Source organism: Planktothrix rubescens CCAP 1459/22, assembly GCA_904830895.1.
GTDB lineage: Bacteria > Cyanobacteriota > Cyanobacteriia > Cyanobacteriales > Microcoleaceae > Planktothrix > Planktothrix agardhii.
On record LR882958.1, the window covers coordinates 293631 to 317929 of the forward strand.

Below are 24299 nucleotides of genomic sequence, written 5' to 3' on the forward strand. Positions count from 1 at the left end.
TTGAAACTATTGGAATATGGAGGTTAAGCCGAAGCATCTCCAGATAGGCGGGCTTCTGCCATATCTCGAATTAAAGCAATCCGAGAGCAGATATAATCCTTTAAGAGATCGGCTTCTTTGGCGTTAATGCCAGCTTGTTTTTTCAACTGTTTGACCAAACACTGGACAAGACTCGCATCATCAAGATCAACCAAAGTGGATGCTTGAGTAGTTTCTACCAGTGACCAAAGTTGACGAAGCATTGTAGGAGTCATAAAATCTCCGATGGATGCAGTTTTGTTAGTTTCTATACAGAAAATAACAGTGTTTTTCTGAGTGACTTAGAAAGTGCCTTCGCCATTTAGGAGAAGGCTTAATACTTTCTTCAAATTTCAAGAATAACCGAGTTTTCTCAAATTGCAAGCAAAAATATACAAGATGTCACAACAGGTACAATTCTCTTAATCCTTTGCATTAAATCTTGACAAATATAGCAGGGAACACCGGAACAGCCCCCCCAAACCCTGCGTGCACGGGGGGGCTAGGGAACAGCCCCCCAAACCCTGCGTGCACGGGGGGGGCTAGGGAACAGGGGGAAAAGACTTCACCGTCTGGGTTCCAACATCCGTCTGGTGTCCTAACACCCCAGGCACGGTTGCTATACCTCCCCGACTCCCCCTATTTCCCCTTACTTAGTTGATTCTGAGGGAATTCCAACTCGTTTGCGTAGGGATTGGGCCCGATATTTTGCGGTTTGATTATCGGGATCGTTTTTTAATGTTTCTTCGTAGGCCTCTAAAGCCTGGGCTGTTAGCTTTTTCTTTTCGTAGGCATAACCCAAATTATTAGAAGCGGAGGGGTAAATGGGACTTAACTTTAAGGCTTCTTTATATTGACGAATGGCAATATCGTATTGTTCTTTAGCTAGATGAGCATATCCCAAGGCATTATAAATCATGGCTAGGTTTTCAGGAGCTTCATCTTCCCCGGCTTTTAAGGCTTTTTGTAATACGGTAACGGCTTGGGAATAGAGTTTTTTATCATTATAAATACTTCCTAATTCATAGTATTCCTGTGCGTTTCCCTGTTCTTTTGATAATTTAGTTTGTAGATCAAAAAGGGTGCTTTCTATCCGACGGGTTTTAATAATTTGACGAATCACAAAGACAATGGCGGCTGCCAGTAACCCCACTAACAGTAATAAATAGGCAATGGGAAGGTTCTTATCCATAATTTTAAAAGGAGAGTTTTTTCAACACAAAGGTGAAGGATCGAATTAAATCTATCCTTCACCTTAGCTAACAATGGGCAATTTTGTCTATTCAGTTGAACAGGCGGTTTTAAGTGGTTAAAACTACTTGTTTGCACTCTTGGCAAGATCAACGACTTTCCCAAAGGTTTGAGGATCTAAAACAGCAAGTTGAGCTAACATTTTACGATTCAGTAAGATATCGGCTTTTTTCATATTGCCAACTAACTGACTATAGCTAATTCCGTTAATCCGAGCCGCGGCATTAATCCGAGTAATCCACAACCGTCTAAAATCCCGTTTGCGGTTACGACGATCTCGATAGGAATTTCTCAACGCCTGCATGACTCTCTGATTCGCGGTGCGGAAGTTAGTAGACTGACAACCCCGGAATCCTTTGGCAAGTTTCAGTATTTTTTTGCGGCGTTTGCGAGCAACATTACCGCGCTTAACTCTGGTCATTTACGTTTGTTTCCTTTAATAAAATTCGTTTAGAGGCTTACAAATAGGGCAGCATCAAACGCACGTTGTCTGTTTGAGTCTCACTCACCAGCGCCATCTTAGACAGATTCCGTTTGCGAGCGGAGCTTTTATGCTGTAACAAATGGCTTTTGTAAGCCTTACGACGCACAATTTTTCCGCTACCAGTAACTTTAAATCGTCTGGCTGCGGATTTCCGAGTTTTGAGTTTGGGCATGGATTCGCCTAAATTCGACACAGCCTATAATTTTATCATAGGAGTTGATATTCTCACAAGTCCTGAGTTTTAGAGTTTGGGGTTTAGCTTCTCGTGTTCGACTTCAACAACCGTATGCACATTCCCCCTGGGGTTAAAATCCCCTCTAATGCTGACTTCTAAGGGATCGACAGCGGCAACAAAATCATCTAAAATCTGGTTTATCGATTCTTCGTGGGAAATATAGCGATCGCGGTAACTATTAATGTACAGTTTGATCGATTTTAATTCCACCACCCGCTCATTGGGAAGATATGTTAAATAAATCTTGGCAAAATCGGGATATCCAGAAAAAGGACATTTACAGGTAAATTCGGGTAAGATAATCTCAACGAAATAGCGACGACCAATTCTAGGATTAGGAAAGGTAATCAATTGTCCTTCCTCGATTTCCCGTTCACCATATTTTGATGCTTCTGGACTGGCGGTGGCAGATTCTGTGGGTTCGGAGTAAGAGTGGCTCATAGTTAGGATTCAACAGTAACTCTTTAAAGTGTAGTGATGGCAGGGTGAATTTTTCTGCAATTGCTGGAAAAAATTCGTTCAAATAGTTCTAATCACAGGTATTGTAAAACATAATAAGTTTCTAATAAAATGTTCACCCTCAATTACAAGTCGTCCTATGCAAAATGCTGACGCCTCTAGTCCTAATCCGTCAGTGGCATCGAGTAACTACTCTCCATCAATTCCCATTTCTATCTATCGGGAAGTTACGGCGGAGTTGCAAACCGTTCAATCTCAACTCCAAACGCTCAAAACCCAAAATCAACAGCTAACCCAGCAAAATCAACAACTTAGGCAAGAATTAGAAAACGTTGTGCAATCTGCCATTGGGTTGCACCAGGCTATTAATAAAGCTCAAGGCATCAGTCAGGGGAAAAAATCTCAAGTTTCATCCCCAGGGGCCAGTTCTTTTAGCGTTGAAATTCCGACCCATCTCGGAGCCGCTCCAACTACTTCCCCCATGATGGAAATTTCCCCCTCAATTAAACTTGAACCGAGGGGAAATGAACCCAGTTTTCCGTTTTCTGAGTCTCCCAAACCCCCATTAATTCCAGAAATAGCACAACCTTTATTTACAGAACCAACAGAGGCCCGGTTACGCCCGATGTCTAAATCTCAGCGTTCTGAATTGAGCGGGTTTTGGTTAATTATATCAATTGTTTTGATTGTAGTAGTCGCCTTTGGTGCTGGTTATTGGATTGTTCGTCCTCTGTTGAACCAACAGCGCTAGTATGAGAGGTAATAGGTAATAGGTAATAAGTAAGCGGAAGGAAAACCCTCCGCCAATACTGTTTCTGAAGTTGTAGATATTAATGCAACTTTCTAAGAATTAATCAGCTTATCGAGTGGCTGTAATGTAGTTTCCAGAAGGGACATTGATTGTGTTAGCTCGGTGTTGGTATTAATAGTTTCACTATTGAATTTTAGGAAATTATCAATACCAACGAAAGGATGAGAAACACAATCCTTTGTTTCGATTTGACTTGACTCGGATAACCGATGAACGGGTTCTAACCGCGAGTTCCAGTTTCAACTAAAGTTGCTAAAGATTCTTCGCTAATTGAATCTGGGATCTCAGTCTCGTCGGGTTCATAACCGCGTTTGAATTCTCTCGATCTTACCTGTTTGGCTTGAAGCGCGGTTTCTAGAAACTTAATGGCTCGCTGAGGATTGCCTGCTCCACAAAAGAATAAGTCAGCAGCGAAATAGCCTAATTCTGGCCAGGTGTGAATGGCAATGTGAGACTCAGCCAAAGTGGCTGTTGCAGTTACTCCGTGAGGACTAAACTGGTGTACACATAAGTCGATGAGGGTAGCCCCCCCAGCAGAAATTGCATCAAGCATCGCGCGACGGATGCGTTCAGGATCGTTCAGAAGTTCTGCAGGACACTGCCAAGCGTCAACGACCAGATGGGTTCCCAATTGTTTCATTCTTCGGGTTTTACCTCCACCCTAAAGTGTATCAAACCCTCCCATCATATCACACCTTTTCAGAAATTGTGCAAGAGTTTTATCGAAACCGCTCAGAATCTCTAAGAATAGCTGGCTCCGTTGGGCAGAATTGCTCCTTCGAGGCTGGCTGGGTTCAGGTTATCAATATTGAGACTCGCACCGATTAAGTTAGTCGCACAGAGATTAGCTCCGGTTAAATTTGCTCCTTTGAGGGAAGTCAAAAGCAGTCCGGCTCCGGTGAGATTAGCATGGCTCAAGTTCGCCCCGCGCAAATCGGCTCCTAAGAGCGTCGCACCTTCTAAGTTGGCGCCACTGAGGTTAGCCCCGCGCAAATTAGCCTTAGTCAAATCGCTGCGTCTTAAATCAGCATTCTGTAAGTTTAAACCGTTTAAATAGGTATCTTTAAGATTTGTGTCTTGGAGGCAGGCTCCTTTTAAGTTGGCTCCATTTAAGTTGCTGCCACTTAAATCCGCCCCTTGTAAGTTAGCAACCATTAGGTTAGCAACACAAAGATTAGCGTCTCGCAGACTAGCCTCGCTCAGATCGGCATGACTCAAATTAGCCCCACTCAGATTACCTTGATTTATGTAAGCTCGGACTAATTTAGCATGACTTAAATTAGCACCACTGAGATCAACTTCAGTTAAAATGGTTCGAGTTAAGTTAGCACCACTTAAATCAGCGCCGCTTAAAATTGCTCGGCTGAGGGTTGCCCCGACCAGAATAGCATCGTTGAGTTTGCAACCATTCAGGAGACAGGCTGAAATTAAACTAGCTCCGGTCAAGTTCGCCCCGGTCAAATCGGTTTGGGACAAAATCGCACCACTGAACATGACTCCACTCAGGTCAGCATTGCGTAAAATAATATCGGTAAGACTGGCCCCACTGAGATTAGCTTCAACGAGAATGGCCATGGAGAGGTTAACTTGACTCAAATCAGCCCCATTCAAATTCGCTCCAATTAGGCGAGCGCGGGATAAGTTAGTCCCTTGTAAGTTGGCATTACTGAGATTAATCCGATTTAGATTTTCCTGTTTCAAGCAGGCTGCCATCAGATGGATACCGCTAAAATTTCTCTCTCCTGTAGCATATCGAGTTAATAACTTATCGACATCGATGCTTTCATTAGCCTTCATAAAAAATGAACGGTTTTATTTAATGTGTAAATAGTGAAAAATGACCACGAATTGCTTTAACGCAGTTCATGGCAAGGGAAAAAATGCCAAATAATGCCTATTAGTCTGTGATCATAGATAAATCAACCCAGATCAGATTCAGTCTAAATTCTTTGTGGGAATCTAACTGTATCGGACATTGCTACTTAACTATATTCAGGTGAATGGCTAACCCCAAAGTGAATCGGGCTTAACTGGTATCACCCGCAATATAGGTGTATTGGGCGATTAATCGCCAGATTATTACTAAACAGAATTGCTGAAAATCATAGTGCGGCTGAAGTGGAATATCCCGCAGCATATATAAAATAATACAAGAACGAAAGTGCTGAGAAGTCTTAGATAGGACTGGATAACCCTTGATTTGGGATAACCCAAAAACGGGTAAACTAACCGAGCTTGGGTCGAATGTCGGTTTCAGATGAAAACGACGGGCTAAAAGTCTAACCCGGAAGAAACTCCTCCATCGCTGTTGATTTGGGATATTCATAGGATGTTTTAATCCTAAACCCCCCTTCTTCCTAATCCTACGAGAGTTTAGGCAAAACTGCCTTCCCTTGAGAGTTAGGGGATTTTTGTGGGTTAGGATCAAAGATTAACTGATCTTTTTGCCTCGATTGATCAAAATTGTTTCTTAAACTAATCATAATCGCTGGAGGCTCAACTCGGCAATGTGGGTTTTTCAAGTTAGGTTGGATCTGAGTCAAACTAAAAGTGTTAAGGACTGAATCACTAAACCGGGAAAGCCTCCATACTAAGATTAAAGTGTGATCGCTTTCAGGAGGTTTTATGGAAATTCGCGGTGTCTGGTTAACTAATACGGATAGTCGAGTTATGTTTTCTCGACAGACCATTGCTGAAGCGATGGAATTCTTGGTGGAGACGGGTTTTAATGTGGTGTTTCCGGTGGTTTGGAATAAGGGCGTAACTTTGTATCGCTCTCAGGTGATGGCTCAAACCTTTGGGATTGAAATTGATTTCTATTCTAAGGGACGTGACCCGTTACAAGAAGTGATTGAGGAAGGTCATCGAGTTGGGTTGAAAGTAATTCCTTGGTTTGAATTTGGGTTTGCGAGTTCCTATCAACAAAATGGGGGCCGAATTTTATCTCAAAAACCTGGCTGGTCGGGGATTAATTCCACGGGGGGATTAGTTGCTAAAAATGGGTTTGAGTGGATGAATGCTTTTGACCCAGAAGTGCAGAATTTTGTTCTAAGTTTAGTCTTAGAAGTGGTGAGAAAATACGATATTGATGGGATTCAGGGTGATGACCGGATGCCTGCAATGCCCTCGGAAGGAGGGTATGATCCGAAAACAATTGCTCTTTATCGGGATGAATTTGGGCGTCAACCTCCGAGCTATCATAAAGACCCCCAATGGGTACAATGGCGGGCGAATATTCTCACCAATTTTTTAGTTCGTTTGCGTCGAGAAGTTAAGGCAATTAAACCCCATTTGATGATTTCTATGGCTCCAAGTGTTTATAAATGGGGTTTAGATGAATATTTACAGGATTATATTGCTTGGATTGATCAAGATTTAGTTGATTGGATTCACCCTCAATTATATCGACGCAATTTTTGGAGTTATAAAGGGTTAGTTGATCAATTGGTTGATGTTCAGTTTAGGGATTGGCAGTTACCGAAACTTTCTCCAGGAATTTTAGCAAAAATAGGTTCCTATTGCATTACGACTGATGATTTATTAAAGTCAATTGACTATAATCGTTTTAAAGGAGTTCAGGGAGAAATATTTTTCTTTTATGAAGCCCTAAGATTGAATAATAATGCTTTGGCAACTGCGTTGAAAAAAGGCCCCTATGCTATTCCTGCTAAATTGAGATAGGGGTCAAGCAGGGCCGTTTCATTTTCCAAAATTGGGGAGTCAAATTGAGTCCTCAATTTTTCACAATTGAGGCGAAAAAACTGATTAATTCTAATTTAATTTCTAGGTTTTTTTGTTTTTAAAGATTTTACCAATGCCAAATATGAATAAACCCGATAATAACGCAACTATAAAACTAAGGGTAAGGGATATTCCAAAGGTTATAACGGGATAATCAGTCGCATATTGATTTAATAATAGACCGGAACTAGAGCCTGTAATGCCTCCCGCACTCATTCCTGTACCGACGGCTAAAATGGTGATTTGCAGGTCATAATTGTTTTCTTTGTCCCGTTCTTCATGACCTAGTTGGTTTTCAGTTTGATCTATTTCTATAATACCACGAATAGATGCGATCGCTCGATCTACTAAAGTAGAACCTTCAACAAAATAGTTGAGTTCATCCTTAATTCGTTCTTGAAAATATTGACTATCCTCATTAATAAAAGCTAGAAAGAAATCTAATTTTTGCTCGGAATTAATCGGAGATTTTTCTTTTAATTTCCGTTGAATAGTTTTTAAAGTTTGTTTATAGTTTTTACTATTAATTCCAATTGTATTTCTATAATGTTTTAAATTGCGGAGGGTTTGAGAATAGCTAAAATCTTGGTGAGATAAAGCTTTAAGTTTTTGTTTAAGAAACTTTAAGTCTGCTTCATTTAAAAAAGATTCATCTGTTATTTCCTGATTTAAAAACTCATTTAAACTTTTGATTTCCCCTTCAATTTCACCATAACATTTAAAGGCTTTTTCATATTGTTTGAGGCTTTGCTGGTAGGCTGTAATCACTTTATTACGATAAAAAAATAAATCAATAAATTCAGAATAACAATCAATAAAATCCTCACTGCTTTGATTCTCTCGGAATAACCAAATTAAAACATGACAGTAATGAATATCTGAAGAATCAAGATTGATTTGACTTAAATTATCATATTCAAAAATAGGACTTCCAAATACTTCTCCTTGGTTTTGTAGGGGAGGACGTTGTTGATTATTGGGGATAAATTCTTCTAAGCATTTTTGAGCTAAAATTTCTAAATCTTTAATTGAGCTTTGTTTAAATTCCTCTGGAATAAAAGCAGTAATTAATAAAGTTTGTCCGAGGGAACTATTAACAAATTTGGGTAAAAATATCTGATCTGGATTAATTTCTAGGAAAAAATCTAACGATATTTCTTCTGTTTTTTTGCCGTTTTCCTGTTCGGGACGACGTAAATTAAACGCTACAGCATAACTATCATGCAGACATTGGGGATAAATCCTTCCAGCAATTGGGATTTCACTATTAGGGAGTTTCCCGTATATTTTAATCAGTGAATTTTTGGATTTTTCGGAAACTTCATCATCATATTGAGCAAGATTCAACCGTTCTGAAAAACGTAGTTTTTCCAATATTTGATAACACTTATCAAAAAGTTTTTGAGGGTTTTCAACTCTATTATTGCCATCATTCCTTAAGACTTTGTAGAGATGAAAGGCAAATAAATGTAAATTGGGAGCATAAACTTTTTCTATCATCTTAACTATTAATCCATTTGCTTAAAATTTGCTTAATATAATCCAGAATAGGAACTTTAACCTGGCAATCTTCGCTACTTTCAGGAGCAGGTATAATTAAAGTGCTGACTTCAGAATAGGAATTTTCTGATTGAGAATATTCTGAGGTTTCGAGTTGAAAATTAGGAATAATCCAGCGACCGTTATGAGGATGACGATCACTAATTTCATCAAGGTCTTTTCGAGATTTTCCCTTCTTAGCTTGATCATATAGTTTTAACTGTTCTTCATGATCTCCACACCATTTTTCAATAGAATTTGCAGCTTGTTGAATTTCACCAGGCTCTAAATTTTCCAATTGTTCTAATAATCCGGTTAAACTAGATTTATCCTGATCTTGAAGAATGGGAGGTTGAATTTCTAACAGTTCTAAAAAGCAGACTAGGGTTTCAATAGAGTCTTGCATCATTTATTTCCTCAACGAATTGATAATAATAGAATATCAAGATAATTTTAACCTATTTTCCAATCGCACAGAAACCCGCCCAATAATAAGCTTCTTTAAAAGGTTGATAGGTTGATGAACGCAACCCTAAGTTTAGCTGTTGACGGAGTTTTTGTTTGGATTCTGGTTTTAATTGTAGCGCATCCAACCATTTTATGAGGTTTTCTTTATCAACGGTTCTTAACCAGCTTTGGGCTTGATTTAAGGCCAAACTCACGGACTTTTCAGACCGAAACAGTTCATAAAACTTAATCATTAAAATCGCCGTTGATAAATCACTGACTCGCCATAAACTACAAATCACATTTTTAACCCCCGCAAACAGAAACCCACTAGGAAGACTAATATATTCTTCTAAAGTCTGATCAAATTGTGTTAACCCCGTTTCACAGGCGGATAATATTACCAATTCCCCTTTTGGGAAATATAAACTAAAGATTTCGCGTAGAGTATAACATTGATTGGTATCGACTTGTTTACCTTTTCTCCAAGGAAGATAAGACCCCCCCTCAGTCCCCCCCTTGGTAAGGTGGGGAAGGTTAGACCCCCCCTCAGTCCCCCCCTTACTAAGGAGGGGAAGATCAGACCCCCCCTCAGTCCCCCCCTTGGTAAGATGGGGAAGATAAGACCCCCCCTCAGTCCCCCCCTTACTAAGGTGGGGAAGATTAGACCCCCCTTTACCAAGGGGAAGATCAGAAAGTTCTTCACTCCCCCCATTACCAAGGGGGGGCCGGGGGGGGTCAACCACCGCACCTGCTAAAATCAAATGGGATAATAATGGAGACTCAAAGTTAAACGACCCGTGACAAGCAAAGTGGAGATAATTGGCATCTCGAAAGAGGTCACTATTGGGGGGTTGAGTCAGGGCGATTTTAGTAGCTTGTTCACGGGATAAAATATTATTAGCGGTAAATTTAGATGCAATCACATCCACTTCTAATTCTGCAAAGTCTAATTCTCCCGTGGGATTTTGAATCGCAAATAATTGAATATTGTTAACAGCGTGGTCTGGATTTTCCTCCCGCAAGGCAATATTTTTTAACGACATTAACCCCATTTGCAGACTCGGTAAATATTGCACCCCCTGAGAAAATTGATCAAACAAACAGACGGTTTTTCCGTTATTTTTAGCAACAGGTAAAGCATGGAGAGGAAATAAATGTAATTCTCGATAGGGAACTAAGATTAACCGTTGACAGAAGGCGGGAATTTTACTCAAAATATGATTAATATTCAGAATTTCGGCTAATTCTTCTAAAAACGATTCTAACTGATCTTCCCAGATGTCGGTTTTGCTATTATAGGTTTTTAAATAGCGATCGCGCAACTCCCCTAACGCCCTCACCGCTTCCGGTTTTGATTGCCAATAATCAGCGCGAAAACTTGATTGATCATCCTTCTCCCCCTTTTCTAAGGCTATGCCCTGAGCTTGCCGAAGGGGGGGTTGGGCGGGATCAGTCCAAAGTATAAACGCATAAATCCCTTCCGACGCGATAAACCATTCCACTAAGGCCGTTTTCTCTGGCAATAATGCCGGAATTTCTGATAGATTAATCCGTTGCACCCGTTGGGTATATTCAAAGGTGAGATCAAAATCTTTAATCTGTTCTAAAACTTGATTTAATTCCTGCTTTTGCTGAACCAAAGTTTCCCGAATTTGATTAATAGAATCAATCGGAAGATTAACAGCACCCGCACTTCGACTTTGAGGAGAATCTGGATCAATACCAGCAGCAAGAATATTGCCGCCCAAAGATTCGATAAACCGTTGATTGGCAGAAAGTTCCCGACGCAACTGTTCTAACCGTTGACAAATCTCTGGTGGGGTATTTTTTGGCAATAAATCCCGGTTAACCAAGAGTTCAATTAAACTGCGAGACTTGCCGCGCTCCAGGGTGACTAAGGCTTGATCTATCTGGTTCTGATGCAGATAGGCTTGGACAAGGCGTTCATAAACCCCAACATTCTTACGCCGTCGCTGTTGTTTATTGGCATCGGAGCGATCGCGGTGACAGAGTTCTTCTAAAGCATCCAGGGCGGCTTCATAGCCCGTAATAGCCAGTGGCCAGTTTTCCACCTCAAAGGCAGTATCACCCAAATTACGCCCGATCAATAAATATTCTACCGGAAACTTCAGGGGAGAAGATAAAGCTAAGGCAGATTGCCAGGTTTCCAAGGCTTGGGGGATTTGTTGCAGGTTCTCGTAGATAGATGCCAAGTTATTCAGACCATTAACTTCTCCCCGACGATCTCCGATATCCCGTGCAATGGTTAAATGCTGCTGAGAATAGTCGATGGCTTGTTGATATTGCCCCAAGGAATTGTAAGCACTGCCCAAATTGACCAGAGCAATGCCTTCTCCCCCACGATCTCCGATTTCCCGTGCAATGGTTAAATGCTGCTGATTATAGTCGATAGCTAGTTGATACTGTCCCAAGGAATAGTAAGCAATGCCCAAATTGCCCAGAGCAGAGCCTTCTCCCCGACGATCTCCGATATCCCGTGCAATGGTTAAATGCTGCTGATAATAGTCGATAGCTTGTTGATATTGTCCCAAGAAAAGGTAAGCAATGCCCAAACTGCCTAGAGCATTGCCTTCTCCGTAACGATCTCCGATTTCCCGTGCAATGGTTAAAGCTTGCTGATGATAGTCGATGGCTTGTTGATATTGCCCCAAGGAATTGTAAGCACTGCCCAAATTGACCAGAGAATTGCCTTCTCCCCCACGATCTCCGATTTCCCGTGCAATGGTTAAAGCTTGCTGATGATAGTCGATAGCTAGTTGATACTGTCCCAAGGAACCGTAAGCATTGCCCAAATTTCCTAGAGCAATGCTTTCTCCCCGACGATCTCCGATTTCCCGTGCAATGGTTAAATACTGCTGAGAATAGTCGATAGCTTGTTGATACTGTCCCAAGGAATAGTAAGCAATGCCCAAACTGCCTAGAGCATTGCCTTCTCCCTGACGATATCCGATTTCCCGTGCAATGGTTAAAGCTTGCTGATAATAGTCGATAGCTTGTTGATATTGCCCCAAGGAATTGTAAGTAATGCCCAAATTGCCTAGAGCATAGACTTCTCTGCAACGATCTCCGATTTCTCGTGCAATGGTTAAAGCTTGCTGAGAATAGTCGATAGCTTGTTGATACTGTCCCAAGGAATAGTAAGCAATGCCCAAATTGCATAGAGCATTGCCTTCTCCCTGACGATCTCCGATTTCCTGATAAATCGTTAAAGCTTGCTGCCAGGATTGTAACGCTTGGCGATATTGACTACGATCATATTCCTCAACTCCTTGATTCAATAAGCGATCCGCTTCAGCTTTTTTCTGTTCTGGGGTCATGGCACAATTCCTGGGTCTGGGCTGGGGTTGCTGATATTGATTTTAACTTGAACAGGACTTACGCAAGCAGGCTATATATAGCGAGTCAAAAGTAGGCGATCGCATACCAATGATAATAGCAATCGCCCTAAAAAGTCCTAATTATTTATTTTCCTCCCAAATTGGGGGCTAGGGGGCTAGATCAGCAGTTTTAGAACAGATTTCTAAAGCAGCAATATTTGCCCCCTAAATCCCCCAAAATTGGGGGACTTTAAGAGGTTGTCCTGTTAATAAGTCCTGTTTAATAAGGGTTTAAATCAAGAAATTAAAGAATTACCTTTAGTTAGTGTTTGTATTCCGGTTTATAACGGAGAAAAATTTATTGCTGAAGCAATATCTAGTATTTTATCTCAAACCTATTCGGCATTATCAGCTATTTCCCCCTCCATTTCGTCAGCAAGCGGTATTGATCTATAATTCTATCCAATGGGGTTTGCCAACCTCACCAAAACCCTGTGATGATTGTAAATTCATTTTGATATTAAAGCCCTGAAGGGCTTACTACGAGTTTTGCTTCGATCATCATTTTTACAACATCGGGCATTTTATATTTTGCCTTCCATCCTAACTTTTGTTCTGCTTTACCCGGATTTCCTCGACCTACTGCAATATCCGTAGGTCGTAATAAATTACTATCAGATTTAACACAGGTTTTCCAATCTAATCCCACACAGGAAAAAGCTGTTTCTATAAATGATTCTAAGGCATAGGTTTCCCCCGTTGCGATCACATAATCATCGGGCTCTTGCTGCTGCAACATTAAATACATGGCTTCTACATATTCTGGAGCCCAACCCCAATCTCGTTGAATTGAAATATCCCCTAAATAAAGTTTATCTTGTTTTCCGGCTGCAATATCAATCGCGGCTTTAACAATTTTTTGGGTGACAAATCGTTCGGGACGCAGGGGAGATTCATGGTTAAATAAAATCCCAGAACAGGCAAATAAACCATAGGCTTCTCGATAGTTGGCGACTTCCCAAAAAGCCGTTGCTTTGGCTACAGCGTAGGGACTGCGGGGACGGAATGGAGTATTTTCATCGGCAGGAAGTCCTTTTGTATCGCCAAAACATTCACTGGAACTAGCATTATAAAGTTTAATTTTAGCGCCTGTAAATCGAATCGCTTCTAATAAATTTAATGTGCCAATTGCCATGCTTTCTAAGGTTTCTACAGGTTGTTCAAAAGATAATCCTACTGAACTTTGACCTGCTAAATTATAGACTTCATCGGGTTTAACTTTAGTCAAGATTTGCAATACACTTCTAAAGTCCGTGAGACTCATAGATTCTAATTTGATTTTTTCTCGAATTCCCAAGCGGGATAAATTGCTAAAGGAAGACATTTGAGCATCCCGTGATGTGCCATAAACGGAATAACCTTGTTTTAACAATAGGTCGGCTAAATAGGCCCCATCCTGTCCCGATACCCCACAAATTAATGCTGTTTTCATCTTTAATTGACAATCCTTAATGTTTGATTTCATAACCCGCGAAGGCGTGTTTCGTCCGTGTAGCGACAGATTGAAATCTGTCGGAATATCGGAATCTTAAAACTATTATAAACGACTAACAATCCCTAAAATTCGTTCCATTGCATATTTCCATTCTGGGGATTGACTTAAGGTAGAAGCATCCAAAGGATGGTTTTTATAATTGGATAATCGCACAAAATCATTCACCCATTCTAACACAGATTCGGTGGCAAATTCAAAGGGGGAGTATTTTAAAGATTGTTCAAGAAAGTTAACCATTTGAGATAGATTACCTTGGGTATAATAATACCAAGCATTCCAAAGTAATGAAGCATATTTGAGGCGATGATTAAGCTGTTTTACTTCTGTTTTAGTTAAGGGTAAATTGATCAAGTCATCTTCCTGGGGAGAAGTTAAAGCAATTTCTATAATTTCTAGGGTTTGTTTTAACATCCGGTCTTCTTTAAAGAGTTCTTCTGCCCGTTGTTTGGATGCTACACCCATTGTAGATAATAATAGAGGATTAATTGCTAATTCTTGAAGACTTTGAACAAGTTCATTAACCGTTTTTTCGGGATCAATATTAGGATCACTTAACAGTTTTCCCGTATCTCCTAATCCTTCGGGAATACCCCCCGCAGCCGAGGCTATAATGGGTAATCCTTTTGCCATGGCTTCCATAATAGCAAAGGAGGGGGCGGCTTCTGCTAGGGAGGTTAAGATAAAGATATCACAGGCATCTAACCAGTCGGGAATATTCCATATTTGCCCTAAGAATATGACGCGATCGCTAACTCCTAATTCCTCAACTTTTTGCTTTAATTCATGTTCTAAATCATGATCACTTCCCTGTCCTGTTCCTGCCCAAACAAAGTATAATTTTTCCCAGATAGAAGTGTGTTTTAATTGAGCGATCGCTTCTAACTGAAACCGATGTCCTTTAATCGGTGCTAATCTTGCTGTTGTTAAGCACATAATTCCATCTTCAGGAATCCCTATTTCTTGCCGTAACCGTTGACGAGTAGATAAATTAGGCGGGGCAAAATATTTTTCTGAGCGCCCATAATAGACCACATTTCCTTTATCTTTCGGTAAGCCAAATTGGTCTTGTAAAATCTGAATATGTTCGTAAGCTGCGGTATTAAAAGTCCGGGCTAATCCATATTGATATAATACTCCTTTGGCGTAGGGAACACCATCTCCCATGGTAAAATTAATATGTTCTGGCATAGCTAATCCCAAGGCAATCATATATGGAATATTCCGTTGAATTGCAGTTTGTTTAGCGGCAAAATGGGAGTAAGGCCAGCCATCACTAAAAATAATAAAATCGGGTTTAATTTCATCATAAAGGGTTTCTGCATCTTGGGTATTTCTGAGAATTCGCGGTAAATCTTTACTGGTACTATAGTCTAACCAATATTGCTGAATTCCTAACTCTTTTTCTGCCTCAACTAAGGGGTTATGGTGTTGAGGTCTAACAGCAGTTACTGGATATCCTAATTTAGCTAATTCACATAAAATCAAATGATCATATTGGGCTAAACCTCCAATACCCGGATCATCGGTATTCATTAACAGAATATGGGGTTTATTCGAGGGAGGAGTTAAGGTAGGTTGGGGTTGAGGTGTGAGTTTGGGATTCATAATTTTATGGATAACAGTTTGCCATTCCTGAGATTTAATTAAAGCATAAGTATCTAGGTTTTCTCCATAGTCTGCTGCAATATGTTGAAAAGCATCAAGCCATTGAGAAATTGTTTCTGTTAGAGGGAAAAAAGTATATTCTATGGATTTCTCTAAACAATATATCATTAAATCGGGATAACCATCTCGATACATTCGCCAAGCTAACCATACCCAGCGCTCATAACTTTCTTTTCGATGTAATTTACGAATTTGATCGGGAAGATTCGGATGATTAAAAAATTGATCCATAACAATTTCAGTATTTTCAATAACTTTTAATCCCCCTGACATTAAGTTATGATCATGTTGACGGTAACAGGCATGAATTTCTTTTAACCAAACGGTTTTACATCCCATTAAGGATAACCGTAAGACAAAATCTAAGTCTTCGGTAGGAGGATAACGATGATCAAATCCTCCAACTTTTTCCCACCATTCTCGACGTAAAATCATAGCACTAGGACGCACACATTTATGTAAAACCCAAGTTTCTAAATTCAATTCCGGTGCGTTTAACCAAGGCATAATCACACTAACTCCAATGCCTTTTTGATTAACAATACACCAGCCACTTTGGATAAAATCAATGGTTGGATCATGATCAAAAGTAGCGATCTGTTCGGCTAATTTTTGAGGTAAGAAAAAGTCATCTCCATCTAAAAAAGCTAAAAATTCTCCTTGTGCAATTTCACAACCATGATTTCTGGCTTTCGCCGCGCCTTGATTTTCTTGATAGATATATTGAATTACAGGAAAAAAAGGTTTGAGAATTTCTTGAGTTTGATCTTGAGATCCATCATCAATAACAATAACTTCATAATTAGTATAGGTTTGTTCGAGAACACTTTTTACACATTGTTCAATATATTGGTCACAATTATAAGCGGGAATAATCACACTCACCCTGGGTTTATTTTGAGGAATATTTTTATTAATTAATTGTTTCCATTCGGGTAAATTATAGAAATTTTTTAAATCAAGTTCGTAACCATAGCCACGACAATAACCAATAAATCTATGTACCCAGTCAGAAATAGTAATCGCTACGGTATAAGCAGTATAAAGTAAAGATTTTTGGAGAAATTCAGCCATTTCTTGAGAATAATTGGTATGATATAAATGCCATGCCATCCAAGTGACAGCTTCATATCGAGCAGGTTTTTCGAGTTGTCTAATTTCATCGGATAAATTAGGCTGACTGAAAAATTGATCTTGAACAGCTACCATAAGATTAGCTCTTTCTATGGCTTTTGTATTAGACATCGTTTGCTCATGTTGTCGGTAATTAACGGTAATTTCAGGGAGCCAAGTTGCTGAATATCCTTGAAGTACCAAACGCAAAACAAAATCGACATCATCCACTCCATTAAAACGAGAATCAAATCCTCCGACTTGCTGCCAAGATTCTCGCCTAAACATTAGAGAACTTGGTAAAATTGGAGTTCTTTTTATCCAAATTTCTAAGGTTAAATCGGGTAACTCATGCCAAGGTTCAATATCAGAAATTTTGTTGTTATTTTGATCTATTAAACGCCAACCACTATTGACAATAGCTACATTAGGGTTAGCATCAAAACAGGCAACTTGATGTTCTAATTTTTTAGGCAAAAACACATCATCGTGATCAAGGAAAGCAATCAATTCTCCTCTTGCTTCATGAATTCCGCGATTTCTAGCAGCCGCCATACCCTGATTAGATTGAAAAATATAACGAATTAGAGATGGGTTCCGGTGTTTATCTATATAATGTTGTACAATATTGGGTGTATTGTCCGTTGAACCATCATCAACGATAACAATTTCATAGTTTGAGTAGGTTTGACTCAAAACGCTGTCGATGGCTTGGCTAAGGTAGCGATCGCCATTGTAAGTAGGAATGATAACACTAACTCGAGGGGATGAACTCAACATAAAAATACGATTTTAGCTAATCAACCTGTTATTATAAGTCTTATTGGCTTACATGATCAGTAGTTTGAGTAAATCGGATTGGATATCGGTTTGAATCAAAGCCAAATACTGGTTAAAATCTGAATAATTTCTAATTTATGATGGATTTTAAAGTGTAATCTTTAAAATCCTAGATGTTAAAATTTCCGGTCTATATTATGGGATAAGGAGGGTTTGTATGTCTCGTTTTGATCTGATAAAAAAAGGCAAGAAGGTTCAGAAGCCATCAGGAAAACATGATAATTTTGGAAAACCACCTAAATCTGTGATGTTACCTGGTTTAACAGGTAAGAATATACAGACCCTAAAACCAGTTAAATGGACTCCCATTAAACTGATTTTATTTTTGATCTTTGTATTTGGGCCCTACGGTGCTTTATTATATGTAGCTAGTGGGATTTCTCAAGTTTTATTGATTTATTTGCTGGCAATTCCTGCTATTGCGGGTTTAGTATTTTATCTGGTGTATCAACTCACTAAAGGTTAAAAATTAGCGGAATAAATTTTAATGAGTTTTGATTCTAATTTATTACACCAAAACCCCCTGTCAGCTTCCAGTTTATATGAACAGGGGGAACTTTATAGAAATCAAGGAAATTTAGAAGATGCGATCGCACTTTATCAAAAAACCATCGAACTTGATCCTGATTTTTCTTGGGCTTATCATCAGTTAGGAGATATTTTTTCCCAGCAAAATAACCCGACAGAAGCTATTGTTGTTTATGGTCAAGCGATCGCCCTTAACCCCAACTTCTCCTGGTCTTATCATAACCTAGGAATGGCATTAATTCAACAAAAACAATGGGATCAGGCAATTTTAGCTTACTCAAAAGCTATTGAAATCAACCCTAATTTTTGTTGGTCATATTATTATTTGGGAGAGGCTTTTTATCAACAACAAAATTGGCAAAAATCTGTGAATGCTTATTTTCAGGCTTGGAAACAAAACCCGGATTTATTAGAAAGTATTAATCAAATTGGAGCTATACTTCAAACTCAAATCAAAAAGGGATTAGATCCGGTAATTAATGATTATTGTTCGGTAGTTAATGAATCTTCTAAAAATAAATTGTTACCAATTGATTTTGAACTTTATATAAAATTGGCAGAAATTCTAATTCAAAAAAATTATGGGTTTGCAGCCCTTATATTTTACCAGATTGCCTTGCAAATTCAACCTAATAATTTAGATATTTCTCAAAAAATAGAAACTATTTTAGAGCAAAAAAAAGTTTTAGATCAAGAGGTAGAAAAATGTCGGGATGCTGTGCAACATAAACCCAATGATCCCCAAGTTTATTATAACTTAGGAATGGCTTTATATCGTAACCAACAGCCGGATAAAGCGGTTTTTGCCTATCTCAAATTTTTAGAACTTAAACCCGATTTGTACCTTTGGAATTATCAAAATATTGTTGATTTAATAGCAACACAAAATCAAATTGTCACAGCCATTAATATTGTTAATCAAGCAATTAAAAAAGATCCAGACTCCTCTATTTATTATTTGAATTTAGCCGTATTATATACTGCTCAAGGAGATTTACAATCTGCGATTAAATATAATTATATTGCTGGTCAAAAAATCATCCCTAAATTCCGTCCACAATGGCAGAATATTTCAGCACTATTAAAACCTGTTAATCACCTAGATTATTTAATAATTGGAACCCAAAAAGGAGGTACAACTTCTTTAAATTACTATCTCTCTGAACATCCGAATATCATGTCCTCAATGATTAAAGAAATGCCCTTTTGGTCAAATCAAGTTGAGCGAGGTTTAGAGTGGTATTTTTCTCATTTTCCCCCAATTCCTCCTAACTATCACTGTTTAGTAGGAGAAGCAACACCAATAAACTTTAATTCTCCAGAAGTTGCTGAAAATTTAGTTAAATTTTTTCCGAATGTTAAATTAATTTTATTATTAAGAAACCCGATTGACCGAGCGGTTTCCCACTATTATCATTGGTTAAGTTTAAAATGGGAATTATCTTGTTTTGAAGAAGCAATTCAACGGGAAATAGATCAATTAGAGGATCAAACTATTGATTTTTGGAGAAAAATCCATCAACCAAACTTTCAAGGATATTTAGCTAAAGGGTTATATATTTATTTCTTAGAAAAATGGATCAAAGTATTTCCTAGGGAACAGTTTTTAATTTTAAGCAGTGAACAATTCTATACAAACCCTGACCAGGGAACAACAGAAGTCCTGAAATTTTTAGGTTTACCGGAATATCATCTTTCAAACTATCATCAATATAATACCCGACCCTATCCCCCCATATCTGAACCAACTCGGACATTACTCAATGATTATTTTCAGCCTTATAATCAGCAGTTAGAGGAGTTTTTAGGAATGCAGTTTAACTGGAATTAGATTAGATTTATGTTATAATTATAATCTGTCTAGCTAAATCCATATAAAAACCTATTTTAACTTAAATTTATATTTTTTAATGTCAATATCAAATCATGATTAGAGAACCTGATAAAATCAAATTGGAAGATCAGTTTAATTTAGGAAATAAATTTTTAGATAATGGCAAAATTGATCAAGCAATTGTTTGCTATCGTTACGCCATTGAATTTAATCCAACCTTTTATCATCCTTACTGTCAATTAGGGTTGGCTTTAAGTCAAAAGGAGCATTTTACAGAAGCAATTTTAGCCTATCAAAAAGCCATAGAATTAAATCCTAGTTTTAGCTGGTCGTATCAAGGTTTAGGGGAAAATCTTAGTAAGGTAAAACGCTGGGAAGAAGCTATTTTAGCCTATCAAAAAGCCATAGAATTAAATTCTGATTTTAGCTGGTCGTATCAAGGTCTAGGGGAAAATCTTAGTAAGGTAAAACGCTGGGAAGAAGCGATTTTAGCCTATCAAAAAGCCATAGAATTAAATCCTGATTTTATTTGGTCTTATTATGCTTTAAGAGAAGCTTACCAAGCCGTTAAACAGGAAAACAAAGCAGTTTCTACTTATCGTCGCTTTATTGCTATTAATCCTAAAATTGCGGCAGGTTATTTTAATTTAGGAATAATTTTAAAAGAATTAAAACAATGGGAAGAAGCGTACATTACTTTTAGTGATTGTCTAAAAATTAATCCTGATTATCCTGACTTAAATTTAAACTTAGAAATAGTCTATCAAAAATTAGGAACGTATTTACAACAGCAAGCAATTACTTGTGATCAAAATTATATTAAAATCAACTATCATTCTAATTTCTATTTATTGATTACAGATTTTTTAATTAAGCAACAACGATGGGAAGAAGCAATTCCCTATTTATTGCAATGGTTAAAACGACATTCAGATAATTTTGATAGTTATGTTAAATTGGGTTTAATTTTAGAAAAAATGGGGCGAAAGTTAGATGGAGATGGATGTAAATATTTGCAAATTATCCCCCTTGATGTACTTCAAAAATACTTGAATTTATCACCTGATTTACTAATAAATAATCAAGATTATCCCCACGCTCAGAAAATATCAATTTACCCTCAAAGTTTAGTAAATTTTAATCCTCCAAACGGAATATTAGGAGAACCTAATTTTAGGTTGTTTCCTAACTCTATGCTATCCTCAGAAGCGTTTGTTGCAGTCATCCCTAATGGACGGACGAGGGTGGGGAGATGCTTTAACATCTGCTGTTATGACTTCAGAACACCAGTTAATTAAGGATTTATCAACAGGTTGTGGTGAGTTAATAATTAGTCGTGAACAATTACAAGATCCTTTGGAATTACAAGGAAATGTAGCTTTTTTATCAGCGCAATTCGGATTAATTTATTACCATTGGATGTTTGATATTATAGCCCGTTTGCATTTATTAGAGGAAGCTGATTTTGATTTCAATAAAATTGATTGGTTTGTCGTTAACCGTCATCAATCTCCCTATGAAAAAGAGATGCTAAAGCTGTTGAATATTCCCGAACATAAAGTAATTGATAACTGTATTTATCCCTATGTTAGAGGGTCAGTATTATTAGTTCCATCTCCTGTTCATTGGAGTCATTTAAAGTCTTCAAAATGGGGAGTAAATTTTATTAAAAATAAGTTTCTTTCCGCTAGTATTAATTCAAATAATTATTCCCGGCGAATTTATATAAGTCGCCAAAATGCTAACTGTCGAAAAGTTATCAATGAGTCGGAGTTTTTACCCTTTTTAGAAACATTAGGTTTTCAAACGCTTTGTTTAGAATATTTACCTTTTCAAGAACAAGTTGGTTATTTTGCTAATGCAGAAATTATCATCGCACCCCATGGGTCAGGATTAACTAATTTAGTCTTTTGTCGTCCTAATACAAAGGTGATTGAGTTTTTATTTCCTGAATGGGAGACTTCTTATTATTGGCAACTTTGCAATATAGTCGGCTGTGAATATTACTGTTGTGTCGGTGAACCGATAGATGATGAAGGATTAAATTTTATTCCAATTTTTGACAATATAAAAATTAAGTCTTATACTATTATTGAACTTTTAAAAATGGCAAAAGTTATTAATTAATTATGACTCATTTTAACGATGATAATACCAAAAATAATTCACAAATAGCAGAATCTCATTTAATTTCTGCAAATCAATGTTTAGAAGAGGGAAACCCTGAACTAGCTTTATTTTTCTATAATCAAGCCATTGAATTAAATCCTGATAATGACCAGATTTATTATAAATTAGGTCAAACTTTAATGCAGTTAGAACGTTATGAAGATGCGATTACAGCCTATTCTAAATCTATTCAACTTAATCCTAATTTTCCTTGGTCTTACAATAGTTTAGGAGAAGTATTAATTAAATTAGAACGCTGGGAGGAAGCGATCGCAGCCTATACTCAATTTATTAAATTTAATAATAATTTTTGTTGGGCTTATTTTGGTCTAGGAGAATCTTTTTTTAACTTAAATCAGATAGAAAAATCTATTAATTATTATGAAAAAGCAATTAAATTTGAGCCTACAAATTGCTGGATTTATATTAAATTAGGGGATGCTTTATTAAAATTAGACCAACCAGAAAATGCGATTAAATCTTATTCTCAAGCAATTCAGCTTAATCCAAATATAGATTGGTTTTATGAGAAATTAGCGGAAACTTTCTTATCTAAAAATCAGTTAGAAAATGCAATTCAAGCCTACCAAAATGCTATAACTATAAATCCGCAAAGCTGTTACTATATCGCAATTGGTAAAATTTTAATCCAACAGGAATTATGGGATCTTGCTTTAGATTATTTAATTAAAGGATTACAAATACAGCCAGATTACTATGAAGCATATAATTATATTGCTAATATTTTTGAACAAAAAAATCAACTATTAGATGCTGTTTTTTGTGAAGTTCATCATCAATTACCAATCTCTTTAATTCAAAAAATATTTAATTTATCAGAGGAGCAGTTTATCACAACTAATACAGCTAAAAATTTAGCTATAATGCCAGTTTATCCCCCTACCAATATCAAACTCAAGCCTCCTAAGTTGATTGAAGGAACCCTCAACCCTTATTTTCAAGTCCCCTCAATTAATTTCCCAGAAACCTTTGTTTCTAGTATCCCTCAAGGCAAAGTTTGGGCAAATTCATTGAGCAGTGCTGTTCTCACATCAGATCATCAATTAGTAACAGACTTATCAACAGGAAGTGCTGCTTTAGTCGTTAATTCTTCTCATCTAAATTCACCTAGAAACTTAGAGGGAACTGTGGCATTTTTTTCTATAAAATGGGGAGAAAACTATTATCACTGGATGTTTGATATTATTGCTAGGTTTGATTTATTATCAACCTATTGTTCACTAGAAGAAGTAGATTATTTTATCATAAATAGATGTCAATTTGCTTATGAACGAGAAACCCTATATCTGTTAAATATCCCTTCAGAAAAAATTATTGAAACTTGCAATTATCCGGCTTTACAAGCGGATCGATTTTTAATTCCGTCCTATTCCCATTCGACTTACAGAACCCCTGAATGGGCTTGCAACTTCTTAAAAAATTTGTGTCTCAAGGGTCAAGATCATCAAGGATTGTTTCCTTTAGAAAGAGTTTATTTAAGTCGAAGTAACGCATCCTATCGTCAGGTATCTAATGAAGCAGAAGTCATCTCATTTTTACAGCAATTTGGATTTACAGTCTTGAGTTTAGAAACTTTATCGGTCAGACAACAAGCCTATTATATGGCAAATACTAAAGTCATTATTTCTCCCCATGGAGCAGCTTTAACCAATTTAGTTTTTTGTTCCCCAGGAACTCAGGTGATTGAGTTTTTAATGCCAAATTGGACGCTATCTTGTTATTGGGAATTAAGTAATATTGTGGGTTGTGATTATTACTGTTTATTTTGTGAACCTGCCGATTTTGGCCGTTCTCCGACGGATGGATCTCAAAATATTAAGGTCAATTTGGATTCTCTTTTAAAATTAATGCAATGGGCTGGAGTTGTTTAGGAATAGGGATCAATTTTCCTACTTTTGGGAGATTTTACTAATAACCAACTAAAATAATCTGAATAGGGTTAAAACCGTAAAAAATTGTCAGAAACCCCACGCCTTTAGGCGGGGGCTTGTAAAAGCCTAATCTGACCAGACTCAGGTAGCAATACCTACGTTAGAGGCAAGCGTTAAAGTTCTTACCTACGGATGCGTTTAGCCAGTCTGTAGCTCTAAAACCGAATCGTTAAACAGGTGTAATGGGTTAAGCCAGTGCGATTTGGATAGTACCGACCTCTAACTTTGTCGAGGCTCACATTACCGGAGCGATCCGAGTCGGTTTCTAGGTTCCGAACCAAAAACCTAGTCCCCACAAAGGGAAAGATAATCTTTCA

General features: G+C 37.8%; 21 protein-coding genes. 8 read left to right on the forward strand and 13 right to left on the reverse strand.

Features of this window, described 5'->3' with window-relative positions; all coding sequences use genetic code 11:
• Nucleotides 1–23: 23 nt before the first annotated feature.
• From NMG86_RS01460 to queF, 5 genes are all read right to left on the reverse strand, one after another.
• Entirely contained in the window at nucleotides 24–254 is a 231-nt protein-coding gene (locus tag NMG86_RS01460) for a hypothetical protein (RefSeq protein ID WP_026795009.1), read from the reverse strand.
• Nucleotides 255–667: 413 nt separating this feature from the next.
• Nucleotides 668–1210 (reverse strand): tetratricopeptide repeat protein, encoded by a 543-nt coding sequence (locus NMG86_RS01465; protein WP_026788365.1) that lies wholly within the window; start codon nucleotides 1208–1210, stop codon nucleotides 668–670.
• 123 nt (nucleotides 1211–1333) lie between these two features.
• Nucleotides 1334–1690, reverse strand: a complete 357-nt coding sequence (gene rplT, locus NMG86_RS01470; RefSeq protein WP_026788366.1) for a 50S ribosomal protein L20 — start codon at nucleotides 1688–1690, stop codon at nucleotides 1334–1336.
• 37 nt (nucleotides 1691–1727) lie between these two features.
• Nucleotides 1728–1925, reverse strand: a complete 198-nt coding sequence (gene rpmI / locus NMG86_RS01475) for a 50S ribosomal protein L35 (RefSeq protein WP_071782700.1) — start codon at nucleotides 1923–1925, stop codon at nucleotides 1728–1730.
• Nucleotides 1926–1994: 69 nt separating this feature from the next.
• Entirely contained in the window at nucleotides 1995–2429 is a 435-nt protein-coding gene (gene queF, locus NMG86_RS01480) for a preQ(1) synthase (RefSeq protein WP_026788367.1), read from the reverse strand.
• 157 nt (nucleotides 2430–2586) lie between these two features.
• Here queF and NMG86_RS01485 point away from each other — a divergent pair, with 157 nt between their 5' ends.
• On the forward strand, nucleotides 2587–3198 hold the full coding sequence (locus NMG86_RS01485; RefSeq protein WP_026788368.1) for a hypothetical protein: 612 nt from the start codon (nucleotides 2587–2589) through the stop codon (nucleotides 3196–3198).
• Between the two features lie 280 nt (nucleotides 3199–3478).
• Here the strand turns inward: NMG86_RS01485 and speD are convergent, their stop codons facing one another.
• The 3 genes from speD to NMG86_RS01500 form a co-directional block, all read right to left on the reverse strand.
• Entirely contained in the window at nucleotides 3479–3898 is a 420-nt protein-coding gene (gene speD, locus NMG86_RS01490) for an adenosylmethionine decarboxylase (protein WP_026788369.1), read from the reverse strand.
• Between the two features lie 101 nt (nucleotides 3899–3999).
• Nucleotides 4000–5055, reverse strand: coding sequence for a pentapeptide repeat-containing protein (locus NMG86_RS01495; RefSeq protein WP_026796853.1), 1056 nt, complete (start codon nucleotides 5053–5055; stop codon nucleotides 4000–4002).
• A 229-nt stretch (nucleotides 5056–5284) separates the two neighbouring features.
• A complete protein-coding gene (locus NMG86_RS01500; protein WP_026796854.1) occupies nucleotides 5285–5584 on the reverse strand; it encodes a hypothetical protein in 300 nt (99 codons plus the stop codon).
• Nucleotides 5585–5883: 299 nt separating this feature from the next.
• On the opposite strand from NMG86_RS01500, the gene NMG86_RS01505 reads away from it, so the two are divergent.
• Entirely contained in the window at nucleotides 5884–6939 is a 1056-nt protein-coding gene (locus tag NMG86_RS01505; RefSeq protein ID WP_026796855.1) for a glycoside hydrolase family 10-like protein, read from the forward strand.
• 102 nt (nucleotides 6940–7041) lie between these two features.
• On the opposite strand, the gene NMG86_RS01510 is transcribed toward NMG86_RS01505, so the two are convergent.
• Genes NMG86_RS01510 through NMG86_RS01520 form a run of 3 tightly spaced genes read right to left on the reverse strand, consistent with a single transcriptional unit; the run spans nucleotide 7042 to nucleotide 12326 of the window.
• The gene (locus NMG86_RS01510) at nucleotides 7042–8499 is read right to left on the reverse strand and encodes a hypothetical protein (RefSeq protein ID WP_043938910.1); all 1458 of its coding nucleotides are present in this window, start codon (nucleotides 8497–8499) and stop codon (nucleotides 7042–7044) included.
• 1 nt (nucleotide 8500) lies between these two features.
• On the reverse strand, nucleotides 8501–8947 hold the full coding sequence (locus tag NMG86_RS01515) for a hypothetical protein (protein ID WP_144018184.1): 447 nt from the start codon (nucleotides 8945–8947) through the stop codon (nucleotides 8501–8503).
• A 49-nt stretch (nucleotides 8948–8996) separates the two neighbouring features.
• Nucleotides 8997–12326 (reverse strand): CHAT domain-containing protein, encoded by a 3330-nt coding sequence (locus NMG86_RS01520; protein WP_052338597.1) that lies wholly within the window; start codon nucleotides 12324–12326, stop codon nucleotides 8997–8999.
• A gap of 333 nt (nucleotides 12327–12659) precedes the next feature.
• Between NMG86_RS01520 and NMG86_RS01525 the strand changes: the two genes are divergently transcribed.
• Nucleotides 12660–12782, forward strand: a complete 123-nt coding sequence (locus NMG86_RS01525; protein ID WP_329604079.1) for a hypothetical protein — start codon at nucleotides 12660–12662, stop codon at nucleotides 12780–12782.
• A gap of 64 nt (nucleotides 12783–12846) precedes the next feature.
• On the opposite strand, the gene NMG86_RS01530 is transcribed toward NMG86_RS01525, so the two are convergent.
• Both NMG86_RS01530 and NMG86_RS01535 read right to left on the reverse strand, forming a co-directional pair.
• A complete protein-coding gene (locus tag NMG86_RS01530) occupies nucleotides 12847–13818 on the reverse strand; it encodes a GDP-mannose 4,6-dehydratase (RefSeq protein WP_026796857.1) in 972 nt (323 codons plus the stop codon).
• Nucleotides 13819–13923: 105 nt separating this feature from the next.
• Entirely contained in the window at nucleotides 13924–17439 is a 3516-nt protein-coding gene (locus tag NMG86_RS01535) for a glycosyltransferase (RefSeq protein WP_043938909.1), read from the reverse strand.
• 217 nt (nucleotides 17440–17656) lie between these two features.
• On the opposite strand from NMG86_RS01535, the gene NMG86_RS01540 reads away from it, so the two are divergent.
• From NMG86_RS01540 to NMG86_RS01560, 5 genes are all read left to right on the forward strand, one after another.
• Complete coding sequence (locus NMG86_RS01540) at nucleotides 17657–17965, forward strand: hypothetical protein (protein ID WP_026796859.1); 309 nt, start codon at nucleotides 17657–17659, stop codon at nucleotides 17963–17965.
• Between the two features lie 21 nt (nucleotides 17966–17986).
• Complete coding sequence (locus tag NMG86_RS01545; RefSeq protein WP_043938908.1) at nucleotides 17987–19858, forward strand: tetratricopeptide repeat protein; 1872 nt, start codon at nucleotides 17987–17989, stop codon at nucleotides 19856–19858.
• Nucleotides 19859–19953: 95 nt separating this feature from the next.
• Nucleotides 19954–21159 (forward strand): tetratricopeptide repeat protein, encoded by a 1206-nt coding sequence (locus NMG86_RS01550; protein ID WP_026796861.1) that lies wholly within the window; start codon nucleotides 19954–19956, stop codon nucleotides 21157–21159.
• Nucleotides 21134–21988 carry a glycosyltransferase family 61 protein gene (locus NMG86_RS01555; protein ID WP_026796862.1) on the forward strand — a complete coding sequence of 285 codons (855 nt, stop codon included), beginning with the start codon at nucleotides 21134–21136 and terminating at the stop codon, nucleotides 21986–21988. Before NMG86_RS01550 ends, NMG86_RS01555 begins: the two co-directional genes overlap by 26 nt.
• A 2-nt stretch (nucleotides 21989–21990) precedes the next feature.
• Entirely contained in the window at nucleotides 21991–23922 is a 1932-nt protein-coding gene (locus tag NMG86_RS01560; RefSeq protein WP_026796863.1) for a tetratricopeptide repeat protein, read from the forward strand.
• Nucleotides 23923–24299 lie beyond the last annotated feature (377 nt).

What these genes read in the sequence shown, in the direction of transcription:
- NMG86_RS01555 (WP_026796862.1), top strand. Translation starts at nt 21,134, where the DNA reads ATGACTTCAGAACACCAGTTAATTAAGGATTTATCAACAGGTTGTGGT.
- rpmI (WP_071782700.1), bottom strand. Translation starts at nt 1,925, where the DNA reads ATGCCCAAACTCAAAACTCGGAAATCCGCAGCCAGACGATTTAAAGTT.
- NMG86_RS01495 (WP_026796853.1), bottom strand. Translation starts at nt 5,055, where the DNA reads ATGAAGGCTAATGAAAGCATCGATGTCGATAAGTTATTAACTCGATAT.
- NMG86_RS01535 (WP_043938909.1), bottom strand. Translation starts at nt 17,439, where the DNA reads ATGTTGAGTTCATCCCCTCGAGTTAGTGTTATCATTCCTACTTACAAT.
- NMG86_RS01545 (WP_043938908.1), top strand. Translation starts at nt 17,987, where the DNA reads ATGAGTTTTGATTCTAATTTATTACACCAAAACCCCCTGTCAGCTTCC.
- NMG86_RS01505 (WP_026796855.1), top strand. Translation starts at nt 5,884, where the DNA reads ATGGAAATTCGCGGTGTCTGGTTAACTAATACGGATAGTCGAGTTATG.
- rplT (WP_026788366.1), bottom strand. Translation starts at nt 1,690, where the DNA reads ATGACCAGAGTTAAGCGCGGTAATGTTGCTCGCAAACGCCGCAAAAAA.
- queF (WP_026788367.1), bottom strand. Translation starts at nt 2,429, where the DNA reads ATGAGCCACTCTTACTCCGAACCCACAGAATCTGCCACCGCCAGTCCA.
- NMG86_RS01560 (WP_026796863.1), top strand. Translation starts at nt 21,991, where the DNA reads ATGACTCATTTTAACGATGATAATACCAAAAATAATTCACAAATAGCA.
- NMG86_RS01515 (WP_144018184.1), bottom strand. Translation starts at nt 8,947, where the DNA reads ATGATGCAAGACTCTATTGAAACCCTAGTCTGCTTTTTAGAACTGTTA.
- NMG86_RS01500 (WP_026796854.1), bottom strand. Translation starts at nt 5,584, where the DNA reads ATGAATATCCCAAATCAACAGCGATGGAGGAGTTTCTTCCGGGTTAGA.
- NMG86_RS01550 (WP_026796861.1), top strand. Translation starts at nt 19,954, where the DNA reads ATGATTAGAGAACCTGATAAAATCAAATTGGAAGATCAGTTTAATTTA.
- NMG86_RS01485 (WP_026788368.1), top strand. Translation starts at nt 2,587, where the DNA reads ATGCAAAATGCTGACGCCTCTAGTCCTAATCCGTCAGTGGCATCGAGT.
- NMG86_RS01540 (WP_026796859.1), top strand. Translation starts at nt 17,657, where the DNA reads ATGTCTCGTTTTGATCTGATAAAAAAAGGCAAGAAGGTTCAGAAGCCA.
- NMG86_RS01510 (WP_043938910.1), bottom strand. Translation starts at nt 8,499, where the DNA reads ATGATAGAAAAAGTTTATGCTCCCAATTTACATTTATTTGCCTTTCAT.
- speD (WP_026788369.1), bottom strand. Translation starts at nt 3,898, where the DNA reads ATGAAACAATTGGGAACCCATCTGGTCGTTGACGCTTGGCAGTGTCCT.
- NMG86_RS01460 (WP_026795009.1), bottom strand. Translation starts at nt 254, where the DNA reads ATGACTCCTACAATGCTTCGTCAACTTTGGTCACTGGTAGAAACTACT.
- NMG86_RS01465 (WP_026788365.1), bottom strand. Translation starts at nt 1,210, where the DNA reads ATGGATAAGAACCTTCCCATTGCCTATTTATTACTGTTAGTGGGGTTA.
- NMG86_RS01530 (WP_026796857.1), bottom strand. Translation starts at nt 13,818, where the DNA reads ATGAAAACAGCATTAATTTGTGGGGTATCGGGACAGGATGGGGCCTAT.
- NMG86_RS01520 (WP_052338597.1), bottom strand. Translation starts at nt 12,326, where the DNA reads ATGACCCCAGAACAGAAAAAAGCTGAAGCGGATCGCTTATTGAATCAA.